The sequence below is a fragment of the Thermoflexus sp. genome (genome assembly GCF_025055495.1).
In the GTDB taxonomy this organism is placed as follows: Bacteria; Chloroflexota; Anaerolineae; order Thermoflexales; family Thermoflexaceae; genus Thermoflexus.
In genome coordinates this window covers 1-3,696 of record NZ_JANWXB010000187.1, presented here as the reverse complement: position 1 = coordinate 3,696, position 3,696 = coordinate 1, and the positions used below count along the sequence as shown (strand labels likewise).

At 67.8% G+C, this 3,696-nt stretch carries 2 protein-coding genes and 1 pseudogene; all 3 read right to left on the bottom strand.

What is annotated here, in order from left to right; all coding sequences use genetic code 11:
- Positions 1-770 (bottom strand): annotated as a pseudogene (locus NZM16_RS06460) (hypothetical protein); the annotation flags it as partial.
- A 131-nt stretch (positions 771-901) separates the two neighbouring features.
- A complete protein-coding gene (locus tag NZM16_RS06455; RefSeq protein ID WP_295452598.1) occupies positions 902-2,617 on the bottom strand; it encodes an ATP-binding protein in 1,716 nt (571 codons plus the stop codon).
- A 242-nt stretch (positions 2,618-2,859) separates the two neighbouring features.
- On the bottom strand, positions 2,860-3,492 hold the full coding sequence (locus tag NZM16_RS06450; protein WP_295452600.1) for a hypothetical protein: 633 nt from the start codon (positions 3,490-3,492) through the stop codon (positions 2,860-2,862).
- Between the last annotated feature and the right edge of the window lie 204 nt (positions 3,493-3,696).

Below are 3,696 nucleotides of genomic sequence, written 5' to 3'. Positions count from 1 at the left end.
GCTCGATCCGGGGGACACAGGAAGGGCGGACCCTGGCGTCCGGCGTGATAGGCGTAGCGCTGCCCCCGGGCCTCCAGGACTACCCGGTAGCCAGGGGTGAGGACCTGCAGATACAGCCGCCCGGGTTCTGGGCACCCCAGGCTGCTGTCCGGCCAGGTGACGGCGCGGGCCTCCACCCCTCGAATCTCCTCAACAGAAACACTTAGGCGGCCGGCCAGGTCCCGCCGGGCCTGTTCAATGATCTCTTCCATCGATCCCTCCCCGGATTCCCCGGAGGCTGGGGTCGGCATGGGAATGGATGGGCCCGGCCGCTCCATCGCCGGCTCTCGCGCCCGCTCCGACGGGCAGAGAACGAGGGGGCCCTCCAGCCCCCCATGGTAAGCATACCGCCGCCCCTGGGCCTCCAGGACGACCCGGAAGCCCGGCGTGAGCACCTGGGCATACGCCCGGTCAGGCTCCGGGCACCCCAGGCTGGTGTCGGGCCAGAGCACAGCGCGGGCCTCTACCACCCGGATTTCCTCGGCCGGGACACCCAGGCGGCCCGCCAGGTCCCGCCGGGCCTGTTCAATGGTTTCCCCCGGAGGGGATTCCATCGAAGGACCTCCCGGACTGGCCGGAACGGGAGGGGGAGTCGGAGTGGGGAGAACGGGAGCTGGGAGCGGCGAAAAGCCTTCCAGCGGGGAAACCGCCGGGCTCGCCGGCGCACAGGCGCCCCACCAGACCCCCAGGAACCCGATCCCCAAAATCCAGAACCAGCGCCAGCCGTTCATCACCGCACCTCCTGGAACGATCGATTTCCCAATCAAGCAGACGCCCCCAGGAGGTCGGAGGTTCCCATTGCGCTCCGGAGCTTCGTGTCGTGCTTTGTCTGTCTTATTTGGAGGAGCGGTCGCTCCACCGGCTAATCCTCATCCTCTCCCCACATGGCCCGCCGGTAGCGCGCCACCAGATCCTCCGGGCCGTCGCCCCGGGCCAGTTCCTCGTAGAACGAGGCATCGTAGGATCGGGTCCGCACCACCACCGGCATCGGCACGGCGTGCCCTAACAGCAGGGCCTGCTGTTTGGTCTCCAGGCGGGCCAGCACCTCCCGGAGCCGGGAGGCGCCGGAGATCCCCGCCAGGGCCGCCCGCACATCCTCCTCATGGTCCAGCAGGCACAGCACTCGCGTTCCGATCTGCGAGAGCACCTCGCTGTCGATCTGGCTGGGCCGCTGGTCGACGATCAGCAGCGTGACGTTATACTTGCGCAGCTCCCGGGCGATGGTCCCGAACACCGTGTGCTCGGCGATGCCGGGCTGGAGGAACTTGTGAGCCTCCTCCACGGCGATCACCAGATGCGGCGGCTCCCGGGCCGGATCGCCCAGGGCGGCCTCCTTGCGGCGGACGTATTCCGCGTGGATGCGCCGGGTCAGGTAGTTGGCCACCAGCACGTAGGCGGCCATGTCGTTGCCGTAACGCCCGAACTCCAGCACCACGCTCTGGCCCTGCAGAAGGCGGCCGAGGATCGCTCGAGCGGCATCCTCTTCCGTCCGGGGGACGAGGAACTGGAACCGGTGGAAGAGGCCCAGCTTCCGCTGGAGCGCGCCCAGGGTGCTGCTGGTGATCAGGTCCCGCTCCACCAGCTCCGTCAACGGATCCGGCGGGGCTTCCTCCCCTCCCTCCTCGACTTCGACGGGCGCCCGATCTTCCTCCAGGAGGATCCGCAGCCAGTCCCGCCCCAGCCGTCGCCGCAGCATATACAGAGCGCCGATCTGAACCTCGCTCAGGCCGATCACCCCGCGCAGCAGCTCCACATCCTCGGGCTCGATCTGGTCGTAGCCGATGCGGACCACCAGGTCATACCGGCTGTCGCGGCGCCGGGAGGAATCCTCGTCGAGGGTGGCGATGACGACCCGGGAGAAGCACTCCGGCAACTGCTTCAGGCCCTTCACGCGCCCTTCCTCCCCCGGGGCGCTCCATCCGTATTCGTTGTGCATATCGAACACCAGGGCCACCGAGGCGTTGTGGTAGATCACCCCGGCCAGCAACAGTCGGGCGAGGAAGGTCTTCCCTGTCCCGCTCTTCCCGAACACGCCGCTCGAGCGCTCCACAAAACGATCCAGGTTGAGGGGGATGCGCACCCCCGGCATATCCAGAGGCTCCCCGATGACGAAATAGCGATCCTCCCGTTCTTTCACGCGGGGCCGGAAGATCGCATGGACCTCTTCCTCCGTCGCCTCATAAACCGGCGAGAAGTGGGCGGGGACGGTTTTCACCGGCCGGGGGAGGGGATCGCCTTCCTCGAGGACCAGCATCGGCTGGACGTGGATCTGGCCGAAGACCCCGACGCCGGCCACCATTTCCCGGATCAGCGGATCGTCCGGATCGGGGGGCATGCGGGCGAGATCCGGGTTGGCGCTGTCCAGCCGGATGTCGGTGATCATCCCGAAGAAACGCCGTCGATAGCCGCGGATCACCACATAGCGCCCGACCGCCAGACCCTCGATGGCGATGCGAGGATCCAGCTTGACCGTCAGCCCCTCCGAGAGGGAGCCGCCGATCACCATCCCCAGCCGGCGTGCCTCCTGCGCCGAGGGGGTCGATCGGGCGCCGAAGATCTTCTCCAGCTCTGAGTCCATCTCATACCTCCAGCCGACAGATGGTCGGTTCTGCGCGCTGTTGCAGGAAGCGATTGGAAGGCCGTACAAGCCGATCGGGGCATTGGTCAATGTGCGAACCCAGCACCACGGTTCCGCCGGGATCGCCTCCCGGAGAGGGCGGCCCGTCGGTTCCCCGGTCTGCCCCATAGGGGCGAGCGTGGAACCGGAAAATTTTTCGCCCCTACGTTCGCTACCGCCGATCGGAACGCCGTCCCCGGGACTTAAGGCGTCCCGGCCGCCATCCGGATGCGGCGCAACAGCTGCCCCAGACGCGTGGGCTCGTCGGCCAGCAGCCGCACCAGCTCGCGCCCGACCTGAACCAGGAAGTCCCGCTGATGGGGACCCAGCCGGACCTCCGCCGCGGCGCGGACCACCGCGGCGAGCACGTCGTCGGAGGCCTCGCGGGCCTCCACCAACGTGCGGATGAAATCCGACTCCTCGGTAAACCGCCGGATCTGGGCTGGCAGACAGGTGTAAACCGGCTCCAGCAGGGCCGGGGGCTGATGCGGAATGCCGTAATACGTGAACGGATCCCGCATGTAGCCCAGCGTGAGCACGCCGATCTGGACCGGGATGTTGCGGTTCTCGATCATATCCTGCTGGATCTCCGGAGGGGGGACATCCTGGAGCGCGAGCATGCGGGTGAGATCGTCCCCCTGCAGGACCAGATCGTAGATCACCCCGATGATGGTGGTTTCGCCCCGGGCGGTCTGGACGAAAGAGCCGAAGGCCGGGATGTCCTCAGCGGTCAGCCGGCAGCCCACCAGAAAGGTGCGGGCGCTGGCTTCGATCACCCGGCCGATGAACGCCGGTTCTGCGGACCGATCGGAGCGAGCTCGCGTCGTGATGGCCATCCCCTGCTCCCGTTCCAATAGATTGAACGCTTGTAGAAGATACGGGCGCTTACGCGCCCCGTTGCGAACAAGGGTCCTCGTTTTTCCTCTGAAGGTTTAGGGGGTGGGGGGGGGGCCCCCCGGGGGGCCCCCCCCCCCCCAACCAGAAAAAAAAACCCCCCCCCCCCCCCCGCGCACACACGGGGGGGGGGGGGGGGGGGGGGG

Coding starts and splice junctions, on each gene's coding strand:
- NZM16_RS06455 (WP_295452598.1), bottom strand. CDS start 2,617: ATGGACTCAGAGCTGGAGAAGATCTTCGGCGCCCGATCGACCCCCTCG.
- NZM16_RS06450 (WP_295452600.1), bottom strand. CDS start 3,492: ATGGCCATCACGACGCGAGCTCGCTCCGATCGGTCCGCAGAACCGGCG.